The 16,660-nt window shown below is 51.7% G+C and carries 21 protein-coding genes; 18 read left to right on the forward strand and 3 right to left on the reverse strand.

The window, feature by feature from the left end; genetic code table 11:
* The 10 genes from BUB22_RS16890 to BUB22_RS06925 all read left to right on the forward strand — a co-directional run.
* Window positions 1-223: hypothetical protein (locus BUB22_RS16890; RefSeq protein ID WP_217650358.1), on the forward strand; the 223-nt coding region annotated here is incomplete at its 5' end.
* A 420-nt stretch (window positions 224-643) separates the two neighbouring features.
* Complete coding sequence (locus BUB22_RS16680; RefSeq protein WP_175547256.1) at window positions 644-787, forward strand: hypothetical protein; 144 nt, start codon at window positions 644-646, stop codon at window positions 785-787.
* Window positions 788-881: 94 nt separating this feature from the next.
* Complete coding sequence (locus BUB22_RS06890; protein WP_073114500.1) at window positions 882-1,067, forward strand: hypothetical protein; 186 nt, start codon at window positions 882-884, stop codon at window positions 1,065-1,067.
* A 102-nt stretch (window positions 1,068-1,169) separates the two neighbouring features.
* Window positions 1,170-1,406, forward strand: coding sequence for a hypothetical protein (locus tag BUB22_RS06895; RefSeq protein ID WP_073114501.1), 237 nt, complete (start codon window positions 1,170-1,172; stop codon window positions 1,404-1,406).
* A gap of 5 nt (window positions 1,407-1,411) precedes the next feature.
* Entirely contained in the window at window positions 1,412-2,866 is a 1,455-nt protein-coding gene (locus tag BUB22_RS06900; protein WP_073114502.1) for a radical SAM/SPASM domain-containing protein, read from the forward strand.
* A gap of 23 nt (window positions 2,867-2,889) precedes the next feature.
* A complete protein-coding gene (locus BUB22_RS06905; RefSeq protein ID WP_073114503.1) occupies window positions 2,890-3,606 on the forward strand; it encodes an MARVEL domain-containing protein in 717 nt (238 codons plus the stop codon).
* Window positions 3,607-3,639: 33 nt separating this feature from the next.
* The gene (locus tag BUB22_RS06910) at window positions 3,640-4,233 is read left to right on the forward strand and encodes a hypothetical protein (protein WP_254794665.1); all 594 of its coding nucleotides are present in this window, start codon (window positions 3,640-3,642) and stop codon (window positions 4,231-4,233) included.
* Complete coding sequence (locus tag BUB22_RS06915) at window positions 4,176-4,997, forward strand: amidohydrolase family protein (RefSeq protein WP_139258821.1); 822 nt, start codon at window positions 4,176-4,178, stop codon at window positions 4,995-4,997. Before BUB22_RS06910 ends, BUB22_RS06915 begins: the two co-directional genes overlap by 58 nt.
* Window positions 4,998-5,109: 112 nt before the next feature.
* Window positions 5,110-5,478: a hypothetical protein gene (locus BUB22_RS06920; protein WP_139258823.1), complete on the forward strand. Its 369-nt coding sequence runs from the start codon at window positions 5,110-5,112 to the stop codon at window positions 5,476-5,478.
* Window positions 5,479-5,493: 15 nt separating this feature from the next.
* Window positions 5,494-6,210 (forward strand): hypothetical protein, encoded by a 717-nt coding sequence (locus BUB22_RS06925; RefSeq protein WP_073114507.1) that lies wholly within the window; start codon window positions 5,494-5,496, stop codon window positions 6,208-6,210.
* 123 nt (window positions 6,211-6,333) lie between these two features.
* Here BUB22_RS06925 and BUB22_RS16685 read toward each other — a convergent pair whose 3' ends face one another.
* Both BUB22_RS16685 and BUB22_RS06930 read right to left on the reverse strand, forming a co-directional pair.
* Window positions 6,334-6,504 (reverse strand): hypothetical protein, encoded by a 171-nt coding sequence (locus BUB22_RS16685; protein WP_175547257.1) that lies wholly within the window; start codon window positions 6,502-6,504, stop codon window positions 6,334-6,336.
* Window positions 6,501-6,746: a hypothetical protein gene (locus tag BUB22_RS06930; RefSeq protein WP_073114508.1), complete on the reverse strand. Its 246-nt coding sequence runs from the start codon at window positions 6,744-6,746 to the stop codon at window positions 6,501-6,503. The genes BUB22_RS16685 and BUB22_RS06930 overlap by 4 nt, the downstream gene beginning before the upstream one ends.
* A 471-nt stretch (window positions 6,747-7,217) precedes the next feature.
* On the opposite strand from BUB22_RS06930, the gene rhuM reads away from it, so the two are divergent.
* The 7 genes from rhuM (at window position 7,218) to BUB22_RS06965 (ending at window position 15,085) form a co-directional block, all read left to right on the forward strand.
* Complete coding sequence (rhuM, locus tag BUB22_RS17085) at window positions 7,218-7,970, forward strand: RhuM family protein (RefSeq protein ID WP_255252341.1); 753 nt, start codon at window positions 7,218-7,220, stop codon at window positions 7,968-7,970.
* A gap of 142 nt (window positions 7,971-8,112) precedes the next feature.
* The gene (locus tag BUB22_RS06940; protein ID WP_073114509.1) at window positions 8,113-8,403 is read left to right on the forward strand and encodes a hypothetical protein; all 291 of its coding nucleotides are present in this window, start codon (window positions 8,113-8,115) and stop codon (window positions 8,401-8,403) included.
* Window positions 8,404-8,410: 7 nt separating this feature from the next.
* The gene (locus BUB22_RS06945; RefSeq protein WP_254794667.1) at window positions 8,411-9,334 is read left to right on the forward strand and encodes an ABC transporter ATP-binding protein; all 924 of its coding nucleotides are present in this window, start codon (window positions 8,411-8,413) and stop codon (window positions 9,332-9,334) included.
* Window positions 9,321-10,124 carry an ABC transporter permease gene (locus BUB22_RS06950; protein WP_072807987.1) on the forward strand — a complete coding sequence of 268 codons (804 nt, stop codon included), beginning with the start codon at window positions 9,321-9,323 and terminating at the stop codon, window positions 10,122-10,124. Before BUB22_RS06945 ends, BUB22_RS06950 begins: the two co-directional genes overlap by 14 nt.
* Window positions 10,121-11,731 (forward strand): type IV pilus twitching motility protein PilT, encoded by a 1,611-nt coding sequence (locus BUB22_RS06955; protein WP_175547258.1) that lies wholly within the window; start codon window positions 10,121-10,123, stop codon window positions 11,729-11,731. The genes BUB22_RS06950 and BUB22_RS06955 overlap by 4 nt, the downstream gene beginning before the upstream one ends.
* A gap of 11 nt (window positions 11,732-11,742) precedes the next feature.
* Complete coding sequence (locus BUB22_RS06960) at window positions 11,743-12,750, forward strand: ATPase, T2SS/T4P/T4SS family (RefSeq protein ID WP_073114511.1); 1,008 nt, start codon at window positions 11,743-11,745, stop codon at window positions 12,748-12,750.
* A complete protein-coding gene (locus BUB22_RS06965; RefSeq protein ID WP_083535438.1) occupies window positions 12,722-15,085 on the forward strand; it encodes a patatin-like phospholipase family protein in 2,364 nt (787 codons plus the stop codon). Before BUB22_RS06960 ends, BUB22_RS06965 begins: the two co-directional genes overlap by 29 nt.
* A 3-nt stretch (window positions 15,086-15,088) precedes the next feature.
* Here BUB22_RS06965 and mltG read toward each other — a convergent pair whose 3' ends face one another.
* Window positions 15,089-16,099 (reverse strand): endolytic transglycosylase MltG, encoded by a 1,011-nt coding sequence (gene mltG, locus BUB22_RS06970; RefSeq protein ID WP_254794668.1) that lies wholly within the window; start codon window positions 16,097-16,099, stop codon window positions 15,089-15,091.
* 115 nt (window positions 16,100-16,214) lie between these two features.
* Here mltG and BUB22_RS06975 point away from each other — a divergent pair, with 115 nt between their 5' ends.
* The gene (locus tag BUB22_RS06975) at window positions 16,215-16,634 is read left to right on the forward strand and encodes a hypothetical protein (RefSeq protein ID WP_254794669.1); all 420 of its coding nucleotides are present in this window, start codon (window positions 16,215-16,217) and stop codon (window positions 16,632-16,634) included.
* Window positions 16,635-16,660: the final 26 nt, after the last annotated feature.

Genomic DNA, 16,660 nt, shown 5'->3' on the forward strand with positions numbered 1-16,660 from the left:
TTGTCTCCGTTTTAAAAACAAAAAGGACCGCCCCGCATTGCACGGAAGCGATCCTATAATAGCACCCTTTCTGGTGTTGGAGACAATATACAAAAAAAATCCAACCGCTATTCCAAGTTGGAGTATACGGATTTTCGTGCGAATAGGTGATTTTTCTCAATATTTGGCTAAAAAAATTGATTTGATGCAAGTTTTTTTTGCACTTCGTCCATTTTTATATTAGTTTTTGAAGTGTAAAAGAGTTTTTGCTCTTGCCCTCCAAACGAAATCTGCAAATTTCACAAGAACGAGGACAAGGCGAACGCTCACGCAAGCATGCTACATTCTGGCGTGCTTCAGTTTGCTGTAGCCGGCCGCTAGGCCGGTCGTTGGTCGCATGACCAGGGGCAACAGCCCGTTTGGGGCGTGGGTCGTTTGCGTTTATCGTTCTTAGGCTTTGCAGAGCCTCGTTTGGATAAATGCAACGACTTGCGCCTTTTTTGTTTCCACAAAATTTGGCATGATTCCTTGCAGAGCAGGGGTAGAATACCAGATTCTTTAATTGAATCTGGCTATGACTTTTGCATACGCAAAACGCACCGTGCCGAAACCCGCGCGGCATAGTGTGCAACAACCTGCGGGATATACACTCATGAGGTATATTATGAAGACAACAAAGAAGATGGCCTACAAGAAGCCCCGTCTTATCGCAAAGAACAACCCGACCGGTAGCTTCGCTGCTGGTTGCCCGGTTGAAGGATACAATAGCGACTACGATTGCAAATGTTGCGAAAGAAGCGCTTACTAAAGTCGTCGAAACAATTTCCTAAGGTGGGGCTTAACCGCCCTGCACTAGGGATTTTTCTAAACCTAACATTAGTCTTAACCTCAAAGAGGAAAAAATGAAACTTGAAATAACCGAAACTGATATTGAAAACAATATTAAGGATGAGGCTTTCTGCAAGATGTTGGTCAGTGTCATTGATTACAAAGGAATGGTTAACTTAGACGAAGAATTGAATACTGCCGATAAAGATGAACTTGCCCAAAAGATTAAAGAATGGAAATCAAGATATTCCAAATTTTAATTGTGAAAAATTTTCCCGTAAAAAACGGCTCCCAAAAGCGAAAAAGGATTTCTTTTCGGGAACTTCTTTCGATTTTATATCGTTTCAACAAAGGACCATTGTATGATAAATGACAAAGAGGTAAAAGCACAACTTAATCAAAGTCTCGCGTATAATTATAGCGAAAACGTTTTAATCAATGAAAAAATTAGTCTTAAGTCGACTTTCCCGGATCTTTCTGAAGAAGATCTTGATGCAATGGCTAAAGAAAACCTATCACAAAGTACAAAGCAATTAAACGAACAAAGACAAAGCATTAAAGAGTATCCATTACAAAATGAAGAATCTAGGGAGCAATAGCCACAATGTTCTACCGTCAATCTCGAGATACTTTTATTCGTTCCATAGGTGAATACGGTTATATCTATAGCCAACTTACTAAACATGATCGTACCTATACCCAAGAAGGGAACGCCTTTCTCTCTGTCATAACTCGTGAACCGCAAAGCTTAGAAGAACTTTCGGCAAAGGCTTGCGAATACTTTGAGAATGTGACTCATGAAGATGTTCAAGATGATATGAAGGAATTCTTGGATTCGCTAGTTGCCGACCACTACCTAGTTTCAGCAGAAACAGCAGAAGAATGCGCCAAAAAAGATACTTTTTTTAGTTATGTCGACAATCCGAAAACCCGGTTTACGTATAATGCTCAACAAAATCCTGATGATGAAAAACTCTACGCAGATACTCAAGAAATCTTAGAGTTTTTTTATCGGAAGCATCCACAAATTCATAGATGTCAAATTGAGACGACGAGTCGATGTAACGAAAGGTGTATTCATTGTTATATTCCACATGAATTAAAAAATGTTATTCTACCATACAATGTAATTGAAAACGTTCTTAACCAACTGCACGATTTAGGTGTTTTAGGACTTACACTTTCGGGAGGAGAATTTTTTACACATCCTGATGCGGAAAAAATTCTGCATAAAGCTCGCGAATTGGATTTTTCTTTTTCCATCCTTTCGAATATAACATTGTTAACTCCTGCTATAATTGATGTTTTAAAAGAAGTTAATCCGGCTATTGTTCAAACATCACTTTACAGTGTCATTCCTAAAGAACATGACCATATCACGCAACTAAAGGGCTCCTGCGAAAAGACCAAGGCCGCGATTGACTCTCTGATAGCTGCGAATATTCCTGTGCAAATTAATTGCCCGGTTATGAAATCAACATACCAATCTTACAAAGATGTTTTAAAATACGCCTATGAACGTAATTGTAAGGCGCAAACCGATTATGTACTGATGGCTCGATTTGATTTTACGACGGATAATCTCGTTGAACGTTTGACGATGGAGCAGACGGAAGAATTGCTCAAGGACATTATTCAGTTTGATAAGGATTACCTTGAGTTGACAGATCGTACTGTATTGCCTATTTCCCGTGAAGAATGGGGTAAAAAACCATTCTGCGGAGTGGGCATTGATAACATATGCATCGCAAATGACGGGATTGTTTATCCATGTGCCGGTTGGCAGGGGATGGCTTGTGGCAATGTTCGTGAACAACCCATCAAGGATATTTGGGAAAAGTCTCCCCAATTGAATAAATTGCGTAAACTTACTAAGTCTGCTATTCCACAATGTTACGATTGCGAAGATCGACAATTCTGCGCTCCATGTCTTGTCCGCAATTTTAACGAAAGTGGCGGCGATTATTTAAAGGTTGCTTCGCATTTCTGTAAGGCTTCTCATTTGAATCGCAAGCTCGTTGAAGATGCTAAAGCGAAAATGCGAAAAGAAAAAGTTTAACAACACCCCCACGGAGGTTCACTATGTCCGAAGAAAACGAAGTAAAACAAGACAATCCAACGAAAGAACCCAAAGGTTCCAATAGATTGACCGACATCGACTGGGATAAGGAGACTCCTAAAACAGCCGAGGCGTGGATGACGTTGTCTCCTGAAGAGAGGCTAGATTGGTGCATTTGGCACGAAGATCAAATGCAATCAAGGTTTGCGGCAATTGTGACTCTTTTGGGGATCGGTGGCGCTGCATTCGCAATTTACAAAAACGAAAGCGGAACGGGCTATTCTGTTTTGATAGGTGTTGTCGCTTTTATTGTCATAATTCTCTTACTTGCCTTTAGTAGTTTCCTATATAGGGCCCTTCGAGCTCTCGCTATTGGAATATTGGTGGCAATTTTGCCGGCGATAGTCATTCACTTTGCAGTCGAACCAGGAACAATGCAGATAGTCCTGATTGTTACGGATTTTGTGTGCTGTATCGCCCTTTTAGGATGGATGGAATCGAAGGGATGGCTTTCCAGAAAAGAACCTAAATTCCCGCCACCTAAGGAGCCTGGAGTCCTTGAGGACTTGAACAAATTAAGAAAGGATATGAAAAAGGCTTTGGCTAGTATGCCCAAAAGGCCCAAGAAAAAAAAGAAGGAAAAAACTGGCGGGTCATGGCTTCAAAATACAATACAAAATATGGCAGATGAGGGCTATTTGAACACTGAATTGTATCCACGCCCCCGCCGCCGTCGTTAGTTTTTTATTATATAAATTTAGATGATATCCCTGATGCAGCAAATTATCGGCTGGTTTGGTTGGGGCAAAGGTGTTGGTGCCATTGCCGGCATTAGTGCTATTCTGACTGCACTCGCCATTCTAGCACCTGTTGCCGCAGGGATGCTTCTTTATGGATTAGAACGACTCCAAATCAAAATTATTGAAAACTTAAGTCACGAGTTTGCTCTTTTTTTTGTAAACTTCGTTACCTTCCCGGGAACATTTGTTCATGAGATGGCACATTTATGTTTTGCTGTCATTACGGGCGCGGAAGTTCACGAAATCTGTATGTTTGAGAGCGACAACGGGAGATTAGGGCATATTTCTTATCGAAGGCGCGGTCCATACTTGATAAAAGCTATGCAAGAAACTCTTATTTCCGTTGCCCCGACGATAGTAGGGCTGCTCATTGGTTATTTCCTGATAAAGTATATCCTTGCCGGATCACATTCCTTATGGGCTAATATTGGATTGTGGTATTTGGTTATTTCACTTGTTGACCATTCTACCATGAGTGATTCCGATCTCGAAGGTTATTTTTCAGGCGTGTGGGTCTTTATCTTACCCGTATTTCTGTTATTTTTTGTGTCGGGATTACTTGCTTGATTTTCGATTTTCATGTGCACATGGGACAGTATTTTGACGACTACTACACGCCGCCACGAATTCTGCGTACCCTGCAACTTGCGGGTATCACTCACTTTGCATATTCCAGCACGAGTACCATTGTTACTGATGATCCGAGTTTCTTGTTGGAAGAGCGGGTTGCGATGCATGAACTTTCGGAAGGCCTCGCCAAGCCTATTTTGTGGGTGACTCACGATATGCTGAAACGTTCGCCGGATCTTTCGTTGTATATGAATGATACCGGTGGTAAAATTTGTGGGATGAAAATCCACGGAGTATCTGAAAAATGGTTGCCCAATGGTCGCGAACTGCAACGGGTATTTAAAATAGCCCAAGAACGGGGGCTGTTTGTGAAACTCCACACTGGCGAACGCGAAAATTGTGAAGCGGGAATGTATCAGGAAATCTGCACAAGATTCCCTGATGTCCGAGTCGTTCTAGCCCACGGACGTCCCATTGGGCAGGCAATCGCCGTGTTACGAGAATGCCCCAACACGTTTGTCGATATTTCGTTTATGCCTCTTTGCCAATTTCAGCAACTTATGGTCGCCGCACGGCAAGATTGCTTCACAGACCGAATTCTGTTCGGGACCGATACTCCTATCCCTGGACGACACCTGAAAAGTTCCCTTCCGCGCCATCTGCGCAGTCGTATTGAGCAAACCAAACGCATTGCAGGTAGGGATTGGTACAAAATTTCCTGGAAAAATGCGCAAAATCTCTTGACTTTTGCACCGAAATAAGCGATATATTATAAGAAACAATCCTGGCAACAAAAAGCACATCCAAGGAGTATTTATGGCGATACGGATTCTCGAAGGCTCACTTCCATGGGCCCCCGAATTGAGGGCATCTATGTCACGATTGATGTATGCATTCGAGACATCCGTTCGCATGAGGTCTGGCGGCGAGGTCTCGCTTTTTCTTGACGACGCCCTGGTTACAAGAGATGGCGACACGAATACGTTCTTTTTTACCATGGGCAAAACTCCCGATTTGTTTGAATGGGAAGACGAGAGAGACTCTAGTCTCAATACACAGGTCGTAATAACGCTATATATGAATCATATGGTCGATTCGGTGGTAGACCTGATGCGCTTTGGAGAAACGGAGCCTTTCGCCTCGTTCCTGCTGCACATGGATACGTTTGGTGACGACCTTGCAAACGCAGTTCCTGGACTTTTCCCAGATGCTCCCGACTTCCATAATCAAAAACCTTCGTGAGCGCTTGTGATTTGTATGAGACTTTTCCTGCCATTCATCCTTGTCACCCTGCTGCTTTCGGGCTGCGGGCTCAGCGACGACACCCAGGAACAGCTGGAAGAGGCTGTTGGCAGGGCGGCTGCAGAAGCGCTGGACTCTGCAAAATCAAAATCGGCGTGGGCGGCTGACGAAATTTCGACAACTATCGAGGAACATGGTGGTGCTCAAGGCATTCTCGAAAAAATTGTGCAGTTCTTTGACGGACTATTTGAAGGTTCCGAAGGCGAGTGCGAAAAAAGGTCTGCCAGTAAGACGGAAAGCTTTGCACCTAGGACAGTCATCAAGCGCAATGCGGAGCAACAGAACTACCACGAAGAGGTACTCAGCCTCACAATACTGAAAGCGGCTTCTGTAAATATCGACTGCTTGCGACCCGAGGTGGATACCGCCATCAACATTGTGGCTTCGGTCTACCACGAGATGTTCAAGGATGACAATTACCGCCCGGTAATCACCAGCGGGAACGATTCCGACAAGCATGGTGAACGGTCGGCCCATTACGCATGCGCCGCCGTAGATATTCGAATCAAGGTTGTCGAAAACCTGGAAATCCGAAAGGTTCTGGCTCAGAAGATTCGTGATGAACTAGGCTCCCGATACACCGTTCTGCACGAAGATGTCGGCATGGCAAACGAACACCTGCATGTGCAGTTACGCAGTGGAACATACGACCGGAATATCATGTGGAGATAATTTGTTTGTAAAACCGCGGAAATAACCGATGGTTACGATTTCGATGTCAAGTTGAGCGAGAAATGTTCGAAATTCGAGAACATCATGTGCCAGTGGGACAGACGATTAAAGCGAAGGCCCTGTTTACTTTTGCACACTTGAATTTTTCGCAGCAAGTCGAGCCTTCGCCTCGGCAATCACTTCCGGAGATACTCCCAATTCCTGGAAGATGCTGAGTGTGTTGGCTTCGCCGCGTGCTTCAGCTGCAAGTTCCTTTCCGGCAGCCCAGCATTCGTAATCTTCTTTCGTCGTCATTTCGTGCTCCTGTGCTTCCAAAAGTTTGCAAGGAAAATATACTTATTTTTCTTTGAAAGCGGTACCGCCATTCCGTTCCTGATGGCGTGCCTGCTGTAGAGCGCCCATTCATCCCAGTATTCGTTCTTCGCACTCGGCAGGTCAAAGTCACAAATCCAGACGGAAATGGTTTCCGGCAATTGATAGCGGCGCTTTTCGCGTTCTTTTTTAGGCAACGCCTTGAATTCTGCGGATTCTTCCATCTCCTTCCGCCCCTTGATTACCAAAAAGGCCTTGTAGAAAGCGTCCTTGAAGAACTACCACAACGGAGGCTTATGGAAACTTTCTACTTATATATCGTTCCTCGCGTTGCAAATGTCAAATTTTTTGTATATTGTGCATACGCACCAGAAAAGGTGGTATTACGGATCATTCCCGCGCGGGCGGGATGGTCCGTTTTTGTTTATAATGAGGTGAAAATGAGGAAAAAGACGGAAATGACGGCCCCTGACCTTGCTTCGACTGCGATCAGCTCAGGCGTCGGAGGTGACAATTGGGGCGAAATCGTGATGTACCAGCCGGAGGGTGAGATGAGGCTGGAAGTACGTGTCGAGAACGAGACGGTGTGGCTCACACAGGCGCAGATGGTAAAATTGTTTGACAAAGACCAATCTGTTATTGCTAGACATATCAAAAACGTATTTAAGGAAGGCGAACTACCGCAAGAGAGTAATATGCAAATTTTGCATAATACTCTATCAAAATTCAAACCTACTACTATTTATTCTTTAGACGTCATTATTTCGGTTGGTTATCGAGTAAAATCCTTTAGAGGGACTCAATTTCGCCAATGGGCAAACCAAGTTCTTAAAGGCTATATACTTAAGGGCTATGCCGTGAATCAGCGGAAGATCGCGACGGATTTGCAGATTGCGGACCGCCTGCATGAACAGCGGCAACTTATCGAGAGCCAGGGTGCAGAAATCGAGGATGTCCGGAAGTCTGTCGTCGAGCAAAATTCCCGACTTTCTGCAGTCGAGCAGCGGATAGACTTTTTCGTGAATGCCGCGCAGTCGCCAACCGGAGGCATTCTCGCCACGGGAACCCGTTTCGACGGGCTCGTGTTGATTGCGGACCTCGTGAAGTCGGCCAAGCTTTCCGTGGCGTTCATCGACCCTTTCGCCACCATCGAGGTGCTGAAATTTGCGGCGATGCGCGCGAAGGGCGTGCAGGCGGCTATTTATTCTGCGCACATCACTCCCGAGTTCAAGGCTGCTGCAGATTTGCACAAGAAGCAGTATCCCGGCCTGGATTTAAAGACGATGCGCACAATTCACGACCGCTTTTTGCTCGTCGATGACAAGGTGTATCACTTCGGGGCGTCATTCAAGGACATGGGCAACGAGATGACAGCATTCAGTGTCTTGGACTTTGTGACCCCCGCAGAAGTCATCGAGAAAATCCAGGAAAGCATGAAAGGGCGGTGAAAATGGAAAACTGCACCAGTTGGTGCAGAATTCCCCCGCCTTTTCTGCCCGTTTCCGGTAGAGCGGGCGTTTTTCTTGCCCATAATTGTGTATTTTTCATAGAAAATCAGTCACACCGCGAGGTGTGGTTTTTGAGGTATATATGCAGAAGCTAGTTATAGTGACTTTCGTGCTCCGTGCACTGGGTTTTGTGCTCGTGATTTTGAGCCTGTTCGGGCACGAGGTGATCCTGAACGTGTTCCCCGGTCTCGAGGGCACGTCCATCAACCCGATTTTCTATTCGGGTATTGCAGTGTATTTTGTTGGCGCGGTCATCTATTTCTTTGTGAACAAGAAGCGCCGTGCCGACCGTCGCCGTGAAGAGATTGCGGAAGCCGAACAGCGTGCCTTCCAGAGTTCTGCCAAGGAACAGGACGGCGACCAGAACGCATAGGTGAATTATGGGTGATTTGATGATACAGATTGAGCATTTGCACAAGACGTACAGGAGCGGCTTTTTGATGAAGCCGAAGCTTGCGCTCAAGGACGTGAACTTCAGTGTGGAGCCGGGCCAGGTGTACGGGTTTATCGGCCCGAACGGTGCGGGCAAGTCCACGACCATCAAGGTGCTGACGGGCTTGTTGAATTTTGATTCGGGCAAGGTGCTGGTGAACGGCATCAGCCCGCGCGACGTGAAGAGCCGCCGCTATATCGGTTACTCCCCGGAGCAGCCGTACTTCTACGATTACCTCACGGGGCGCGAGCTCCTGCGCTTCTATGGCAAGCTGGTGGGGCTCGATGGTGCGGAACTGGACAAGCGCATCACCTGGGCGCTCGAACTCTTGCACGCGAACAAGGACTGGATTGACCGCCGCCTGCGTTCGTACTCCAAGGGCATGATGCAGCGCGTGGGCATTGCGCAGGCGATTCTCGGCAAGCCGAAGCTCTTGATTCTCGACGAGCCGATGAGCGGGCTCGACCCGATGGGCCGCCGCGACGTGCGCGAGGCTATACAGCAGCTGAACCGCGATGGCGTGACTATCTTCTATTCGAGCCATCTGCTGAGCGACGTGGAAAGCATTAGCCACAAGGTCGCGATGATCGTGGATGGCAAGATTGTGCGAGAAGGTACGGTCGACGAGATTACCGAGTCGTGCGGGGTGGAATACCACGTGCGTACGCGCAAGGCGATTCTCGAGAGCGACCTGCCGCAGGGCGTTTCGCTTACGGGACACCCGGAAGAATTCGTGTGCGAAGACGACGCTGCCCGCGACCGCCTGCTGGGCTACTGCCTTGCGAACGGGATTGCGGTCGAGAAGATGGACCACAAACGCCCGAGTCTCGAGGACATTTTGACGGAGGAGATTGCACGTGCAGACGCTTAAGTATATTGCGATTATCGCTCACAACACATTCCGCGAATCCATACGCGACAAGATTCTCTACAACATCGTGTTCCTCGCGATTGCGCTCACCCTGTTCAGCATCGTGCTTGGCGAATGGTCGGTGTTCGACCGCGCCTACGTGATCAAGTCCACTACGCTTTCGGTGATGAGCCTCTCGGGCCTCCTGATTTCCATCTTCGTGGGTATCAGCCTGGTGCAGAAGGAAATCCAGCGGCGTACGGTGCTCACGCTGCTTTCGAAACCGATTAGCCGCGTGACGTTTATCGTGGGCAAGTACTTCGGCCTGCTTGCCGTGGTGGCGGTGCACCTCACGCTACTGACGGTCATCTATTACCTGATGCTCTTCGTGATGAACGCGGAACCGACGGCGAGCCTGCTCCTTGCCATATACCTCATCTTCTGCGAGATGGCGGTAGTGATTGCGGTGGCGCTCCTGTTCAGCAGTTTCAGCAGCACGATTCTTTCGGCGCTCTTCACGCTGGGCGTTTACTTTGCGGGCCATCTGAGCAACGAGCTGTTGGAACAGGTGAGGTTTGCAAGCCGCATGGGCGAGATGGGCGATACCTCTACGGCACTGTTCGAGAAGGCCGCGGTGGTGATACACGCGATTTTCCCGGGGCTCTACCGCTACAACGTGACGAGTTACGTTGTGCACGGGCTTGCGCTCCCCGATATGTATTTGTTCTGGAACACCATCTATGCACTCGGATACGTCGGGGTATTCCTCGCGATTGCAAGCTGGTGGTTTAGCCGGAGGGATTTCCTATGAGAAACCAGTATATGGCGAAGGTCCTCGTCCACAACAAGATGGTGACGCAGGACCAGGTGGATGCCCATTGGGCAGAGGCGAATGACCAGGTCGATATCGGCCAGGTCTTGGTGAAGGCCGGGCTCTTGCAGCAGGCGGTTTACGAGAAGGTGCTTGCCTTCGTGAAGAACCTGGAAGCGAAGAATGCTGCGGCCGCTCCCGCAAAGCCTGCCCCCGCTCCGGCGGCAGCTCCGGCTGCTCGGGCAGAAAGCGCGGCCCCCGCTCCGGCGCCGAAGCCCGCCCCTGCGGTAAAGCCCCAGGCATCGGCGCCTGTGGCTCCGGAAGAACCTGCGTTGCAGATTGAGGGCAACAGCATCTATGGCGAGGCGTCTTCTTCCAACATGGTGGTGGAGAAGGTTTCGGGCCTGGAATCCACGAGCATCTCGAGCATCGGCATCTCTACCGAAGACGTGTCTGAAGATGAATCCGCGAATGGCGAACTGCCTTCGCGATTCGCGGTGGTTTCGGGCGAAGGGTCCGAGGTCATGGCTCCCGAGAACCTGCTGGTGACGATGAGCCTGAAGAAGATGATTGCGTATGCCCGCAAGTTCGGCGCGACGGATATCTACCTGTTTGCCGGCCGCGAGGTGATGATGCGCCAGTCTGGGTCGATATTCCCGGTGACCGAGCAGACGCTCGACCGCACCCGCGTGGCGGACCTGCTGGCCGAGGCGTCCGAGGGTTTCGCCGACGGCTACAAGGTTGTCGCGGGCAAGAACTTCAGCAAGACATTCGGGCTCCCGGGTGTCGGGCGTGCACGCATTTCCGTCATCTGGAACGACGTGAACCCGAGTATTTCCATTCGCGTCATCCAGAGCGTGTCTATTTCTTTTGAGAACCTCTTCTTGCCGCCGTTCTGCCAGTCGTTTGCCGAACTGCAGAGCGGTCTCGTACTGATTGCGGGACCGTCGGCGAGCGGGCGCTCTACCACGATGACCACGTTTATCGAAACCGTAGCCGCAAATCGCCCGTGCTATATCCACACGATAGAACGGCCCATCGAACGCCTGCTCAAGAACCCGAACGGGGCTCTTGCCCAGAAGGAAGTCGGGCTCCATGTGAAAAGCGGCATTGCTGGCATCGAGCTTGCCATGCGCGACGGTGCCGATGTGATATGCTTTGACCATTTGCAGTCTATGGAAGAACTGAACCTGCTGCTGCAGGCATCGAATGCGGGCGCGCTCGTGTTTGCCGTTACCGGTGGTAACAACATTCACGCACTGCTCTCGAAGTTGCTGGTCGAGGTTCCGGAATCGAGCCGCGCCGCGTTTGCGTGCACGCTTGCCGACCAGTTGAAGGGCGTGATTGTGCAGCACCTGATACCTGTGGTGCAGAACCAGGGCCTGGTGCTTGCCTGCGAGGCGATGCGCGTTACCTCTACGGTTGCGAACATGATTCGCCGCTGCGACCTGTCGCAGTTGGTTGCCGCAATCAGCAGCCAGAAGGACCAGGGCATTACTTTGGACGATTCCCTGCAGAAGTGCGTGGAATCCGGTTATATCGACGGTGCGGAAGCCTGGAAGCGCGCTTACGATAGCCGCCGCTTTGCGGCGTACAGGCCGGCATAAGGAGGTTTCGGATGGCTACAGAAATTGAATCCCTCTTGGAATATGTGGTGAATGTCGGCGGTAGCGAACTCATCGTTACCGAGGGCGCCCCTTCCGCGGTGCGCCTCGCCGGTCGTGTTTGTGCCGTTCCCGATGCACCCGCAATCGAGTTCGGGACCCTGCGGGAATTCCTCGGTTCCATGGAAGGCGACGAAGGCTCCATGATATGCGGCCCGTGGGCCGGTGTCAAGTGGCGCGTGCGCTTTTTCCGCGAGGCTCTCGGGAATGCCGCCGTTTTCCGCCCGCTTATGGATGAATGCCCGGACTTTGCCTCGCTCGGGGCGCCGGAATCTGTACTCGGGCTGGCTGGCCGCAGTTCCGGCCTGATTGTCTTTGCCGGCCCCGCGTGCTCCGGCAAGACGACCACTGCGACCTCGTTTATCAGTACGTTATGTTGTTCTAAAGTGCTTCGCGTAAGCCTGCTGAACGAATCCGAAGAAATCCCGGTGAAGACGGGCGAGAGCCTCGTGCTCAAGGATTCCGTGGGCTCCGTGAACGAACGTATTTTGCAGGCTCTCCGTAGCGGTTGTGACTTGTTCTGGCTGGGCGATTTTGCGGGCGAGAACGTGATTGCGATGCTTCGTGCCGCAGAGGCCGGGGCCCTTGTGGTGTGCTGCGTGACTGCGGGTAATTCTGCGGGCGTGCTCGATACGTTGCTTGCGTCGGTACCGAATGCCGAACGTGACCTGTGCCGTGCCATGCTTGCTGACCAGCTGAAGGCTGTCGTGGTGCAGCGCTTGTTGCCGGGTGCTGCCGAAGGTAGTGGTGCCGTCCCCTCGTGGGAAGTCATGCTCAATACGCAGAACGTGGCGACGCTCATCCGCAGTGGCGAATTCTTCAAGTTGCCTTCCATCATTGCGGCATCGCCCGCAGAAGGAATGCTCCTGATGGACGATTGCCTTGCGGAACTGGTGAAGTCCGGTTATGTAGCACGTGAAGACGCGGAGAGGTATGTTTCTAACCCGGCAAGGCTCGGCTAGGCACGCTCTTGCGTTTGCCTGCGCTGCCACCCTGGCGGCGTTTTCGCTGTTGCCCGCGCAGCAGATTGATGCGCTTGCGGCGGAAGTTCCCGTCGCGACGCCCGCACCTGCCGCACCCGCGGCATCTTCCGATTCTGCGGCAGTCGCATCTCCTGATTCCGCGACGGCTGCAAATTCCGTTCCCGCCGAACTCCCGCTCACTCCTTCCGCGCTCGATTCCGCTGTGGCCTCGGTTGCACTTCCGGCAAATGCGAAGTCGGTACTGTACCTGGGCGGTGGCGAGAATTCCCCGTGGTTCCACCTGGGCGTGCTCTATGCGATAGAGGCGTACTCCGTGCCGGTCGATTCCGTCGTGGGTACATCGTGGGGCGCGTTGGTGGGAGCGCTCTGGGCGAAGGGTGTATCTCCCGACAACATCCAGCGGATACTTCTCGACCCCGACATGGCCACGATTTTCGATGCGCCTGAGAACGGCCTGTATCAGGAGGGCTCGCGCCAGAATGCGTCGCGCCCGAGCATTCCTGTTTCCGAGACGGGCGTGCCGAGCCTTCGCGAGCGTTTCTCCATCCGGCTGGATTCTTCGGGCCGCCTTCACCGGCAGTTGAAGCCGCTCTCGCCGGATTCCTCCGCAATCGAATCCGCGCTGGCCCGCCTCCGCCTGCAGGAATCCGTACTCCGTCACCGGGAAGGCTTCCGCATACCGTTTGCTACCCTCGGGTGCGACGGCGTTACGGGCGATTCCTATGAAAGCATATTTGCGAGCCTTCCCGTAAGGGGCAACGACAAGTCCGGGGAATATTGCCCGTACCTGGCGCTCCCTCTGGAAGATTCCCCGAACGAGGTCGCGATTATCGCTGTCGCCGACCCGATTCGCGGTACATCGGGTGGCCCTGCGTGGCATCGCGTCATCCGGGATGCGGCCCTCAGGAATCTCGGTTCCCAGCCGGGTGTAATCGTGCGTGCGCATTCCCTGCAGGATTCCTCGCGCAACGGCTGGATTCAGGCAGGTTTTTCTGCGCTGGAATCAAGGCTCACGCAGATGTCTGCCCTCGGGAGCCGCAAGGCGGACTATGCGGCTAACCGTATCGCATCGGTTCCGTGGTTCAAGTTCAAGCCGGTCTACGATAGCCTTCCTCCCGAAACGCACGGCCCGGTAAAGTCGTACTGGAATGCTTCCGATACGGGCCTTGTCGCTCCCCGCAATTTTGCCTATGGAGTTTCGCGTTTCCCCTCGTTCGATTCAGTCTCGTTCGATATGCTTTCCGATGGCGACGTGCTTGTTGGTTCGAAGGTTCTGCCCACGTTCGACGTGGCGGTGGGTGGCTTCGGGTCGAATGCGGTTGGCCCGAATGCATACGCGGAACTTTCGTTCTACTATGTGGACCAGATGCAGATAGAACTTTCGCTTTCGGGCTTTTACGGCGGGCGTTCCTACGGCTTTTCGCCGAGCCTCAGGATTGAGCGCCTCTGGAGCAAGGACTGGGGGCTGAGTGTCCGCTACGACTGGAACCGCATACGCCCATTCGAGTCGTTTGTCGAAAATCAGCTGGCATACAAGCGCGTCTATGCCGAAGACAAGAGCGACATATCCGCATCGCTCTACTACAGGTTCGAGCCGCGCCAGTCCGTTTCTGCGAACTTCCTGTTTGCCGATAGGGAGGTGGAACTCGAAAGCAAAATATACGGCGATGAACCGTACAACTACTACCCGGCATCGCAGAAAATTCGCTATTCGTTCGAGATGGGCGATACTGCGACCTGGTTCCCGCTAGGTGGTCTTGCCGCGCATGCCGAACTCGGGCTCACCTCTGTCGGGTACGATTTCGGGTTCGACGAGCACGTGCCCTCGTTCTATACCTTCTATGCCGATGCGGCCTACTCTGCGTCGCCCCGCCCGTTTGTGACCCTCGGCGCTTTCGCCGCGTTCGCGATGAACAAGTACCACAAGGATGGCTACGGCTACGTGTATCCGGAATCGTTCGAGATTTCTGCACTCGATAACTGCATCCGCCCGCGTATCGCTGCGAGCCCGTGGAGCACGGAATGGCTGAACCCGGACTTGGCTTCGCACCACTACGGGCTTGTGCGCCTGAATGCCGGGTTCCATTACAAGGGTCTCGGTGCCTGGGTGTATGCGGCCTACGTGCGTGACTTCGAGGAAAATCCGACGGCGAGCCTCGGCAAGGACCGCTTTGTACTGGAACCTGCGTTGCGGTTTTCGTACAAGTCAATCAATATCTATGCGGGTATGTCGCGCATCGTGGATAGCGATACCTTCGGCGACCTGAAGAAGTTCGGCGACTACGACCTCTTCTTCCGCATCGGGAATTACTAGCGGCTATTCCCCGCGGTTCCTTGCCGCCACGTCCTTGTACTTGTTGTGTTCGGAGAGCGTCTTGCTGAAGAAGTGCGTCATGCTCCCGTCATCCTTTGCAACAAAGTAAAGAGCCTCGGTCTTGTCGGGGTGCAGTGTCGCCTGTATCGCCTTGCGCCCGGGGTTCGAGATGGGCCCGGGCATGAGCCCCTTGAACTTGCGGGTGTTGTACGGGCTGTCGCTGTTGAGCTGGCTCTTGTAGATGGGCCCGGTCAGGTTCCTGAAGATGAACCGCACCGTCGGGTCTGCCCCGAGCGGCATGCCAATCCTCAGTCGGTTGTGGAATACTCCGGCGATAAGCGGGCGTTCATCGGGAATGCCCGTCTCCTCCTCGACTACGCTTGCCAGTGTAAGCACCTTGTGCCAGCTGCCGAGCGTTTTCCACATGGAACTTGCCGAGTCGGGCATGAACTGGTCGCGCACCTTCAGGTTCGCTGCCACCATCTGCTTGAGTATCGTCTCCTCGTCCGCGTCGATGGGGAAGGGGTAGGTGTCGGGTAGCAGGTAGCCTTCCAGCGTGTTCGCGTTTACTCCCAGGCTGCGGGCGAACTTCGGGTCCTGGACCAGGTCGTTCCAGCGCTTCTCGTCAAGTTCGGGGAATACCTTCTTTATGTAGGCGGGCATCTCCCACGAGGCTCGACCTTCGGGTATGGTCACCCGGCGTACCGCGGTCTTGCCGCTCCCGATGATGCCTGCAATTTCGTCGAGGGTCTGGTGCGGGGGTATCTCGAACCAGCCGGCCTTCGGGGAGGGCGGGTTAAGCTTGCACCAGACCTTGTAGGCCAGTTCGTCGTCCCAGATTCCCTTCTCGCGGAGGATGCCGAAAATGTGCCCGGCGGAACTCCCCTTGGGTATGTTTATGAGCACGGTTTCGCCGTTTTTGGAGGTCTCGGCCAGCCGATTTTTCATCTGGAAGGCGAAAAAGGCACAGGCGAGGGCTAAAAAAACGCAAAAAATGGCAAAAATCTTCTTCATGATGTAAAAATTTAAAAGAAATTGTGACCAATTGCAAAAATAAAAGGTATATTCCTTATGCATTGTTGAATATTTTACCTTGCTTTTGAGGAACGATATGAAAAAGCTTTTCGTAATGGCACTTGGTTTGATGGTCGCTGCAGCCTTCGCTGCTCCTAATAAGGTCAAATCCAAGCTCGGTGATATTGAACTCACCAAGGAAAAGGGTGGTGGAAACGTAGTCTGCACTGCCGGGTTCAATGACGAACTTACCATCGTCAAGGACGGCGATACCGATGTGCTGGTCAAGGGTAGCTGCGGCCAGGGCTGGGTGCCCAAGTCCAAGGTCGAATACGTTGCAGCTCTCGCCGGCGACAAGTCCATGAAACTCGATGGCGTGGACGTGGTGGGCTGGCTCGATAACCCGAGCGCCGTGTTCGTGTTGGAAAACGACGACATGGACTTCGACGGTGTGAACATCGACCGTGACTTCAAGGAATACCTGCAGCACACGATGGACCGCGAAACCATGGAAATGCACAACAACGAAAACTAATCGTTGCCGCGTTTCGAACCGTTTTA

It is taken from the genome of Fibrobacter sp. UWCM (genome assembly GCF_900129735.1).
In the GTDB taxonomy this organism is placed as follows: Bacteria; Fibrobacterota; Fibrobacteria; order Fibrobacterales; family Fibrobacteraceae; genus Fibrobacter.